We start from the raw sequence: 1,531 nt of genomic DNA on the forward strand, positions 1-1,531 counted from the left end.
CCTAACGCCTGAGTTAAGCCGTGCCGCGAAGCGGCATCGGCTTGAATGAATTGTTAGGGCGCATCCACGTGCCCCAGAACGGTACCGTCCTGGACATAGTAGATGGTCTGAACTCCCTCATACAGATCTGAGATCTCGAACGTCATTTGATGCGCACAAAGGCAGGCTGTAGCCATGCCAGAAGGCGATCTTGTTGGGAGCGACAGGGTTGCAGCATTGCGCCACTCACGAAGCACTGGTTTGTCCGGAAGATATGCGCAGTTGAGCTGAGCAGTGACGATGAGCGTAATTACGTTGCCGTTGCGGCTAGGCTCTAAATGGGCAGCCTGCTCCAGTGGAGGAGCGTTGTCACAAAGCTGCTTATCAGAGACAAGGGACACGGTGCCAGCACTAGCCGAGGTCGGTAGCCAAGCAACTGTAAGTAGTAGGGACCAGATTGCGCGAATCTTCATATGCGCCCTAACGCCTGAATTAAGCCGCGCCGCGAAGCGGCGTCGGCTTGAATGAATTGTTAGCGCTCAGCGAGGCTCCCCTTGAGCCGTGCCTCGACGCCATTGACAGAGACTGTTTCCAGCTTGGTTGGAACCTCTGCAAGCTCAAACTTAGCCCAGAACTCACATGGGCAAGCAGCCAGCATGCCGCTAGTGTTGCTGAGCTCATAGCTGAGTTCGAGTGAGTCGCCATGAATCTTTGCTGCCGGTTTAGACCCGATGGTATAGCCGCAAGTGTCAGCGTGTCGTACCAAGAAGTACGTGCCATTCTCGCTGCCGGTGCGCCATACGTCTGGGGTATTACCCTCATCCATCCAGTCTCCAGAACAGCCTAAGAACTCGAAGCTCTTGACAAGGCCATTGGAAATCTCGGGCTTGGCCTTGCGCGCGTCCGTAGCTGTTGCAATAGCCTGAACATCGGCTTCGCCGGCCGAACCCGAGGTGCAGCCGATTGCGCTTACAGCAAGGAGAAGACTGGCAATGACTACGTGGAAAGATTTCATGAGCGCTAACGCTTGAGTTAAGCCGCGCCGCAATGCGGCGTCGGCTTGAATGAATTGTTAGGCGGCATTACCACGAACCGCCCCGTGCTGACTCTATGCGAGCCCAGACATCTGGTGTGCTGCTCTGCCAGACGCCACCGAGTAAATGACGGAACGCCGGGTTGCGGCGAGCCTCCAGCTCGATGCGGTCAATGTACTGCGGCCCGGCCTGATGAATGAGGTCTTCCAGCGGGCCAGCGGCGAGTATGCCAATGACTGAGTCCGGTGGGTTCTTGGCTAGGACTGCCAGGATTGCACTCCAGCAGTCCTCGGCGCCTGGATCCTCCATGAATCTTTCCGCTGCCCACCAAAGCGGATGGTTTTCGTCTGAGCTGCGGCCATCTTGCTGAAAGGCGACGTAAGCCGACGCCCAATCCTCAATGTTCTGAGATCTGCCCATGCCGCCTAACGCCTGAATTAAGCCGTGCCGCGAAGCGGCATCGGCTTGAATGAAATGTTAGGGCTGCGGGCCCGTGGACCCAACCCCGTTGGAAGAAC

Annotated in this window: 2 protein-coding genes; both read right to left on the bottom strand. The window is 56.9% G+C overall.

Going from position 1 to position 1,531, the window contains the following annotated elements:
* Positions 1–511: 511 nt before the first annotated feature.
* Positions 512–994, bottom strand: a complete 483-nt coding sequence (locus tag QFW80_RS00905) for a hypothetical protein (protein ID WP_280599058.1) — start codon at positions 992–994, stop codon at positions 512–514.
* A 67-nt stretch (positions 995–1,061) separates the two neighbouring features.
* Complete coding sequence (locus tag QFW80_RS17530; protein WP_331488475.1) at positions 1,062–1,433, bottom strand: DUF6869 domain-containing protein; 372 nt, start codon at positions 1,431–1,433, stop codon at positions 1,062–1,064.
* Positions 1,434–1,531: the final 98 nt, after the last annotated feature.

It is taken from the genome of Luteimonas rhizosphaericola (assembly GCF_029888045.1).
Taxonomy (GTDB): Bacteria; Pseudomonadota; Gammaproteobacteria; order Xanthomonadales; family Xanthomonadaceae; genus Luteimonas; species Luteimonas rhizosphaericola.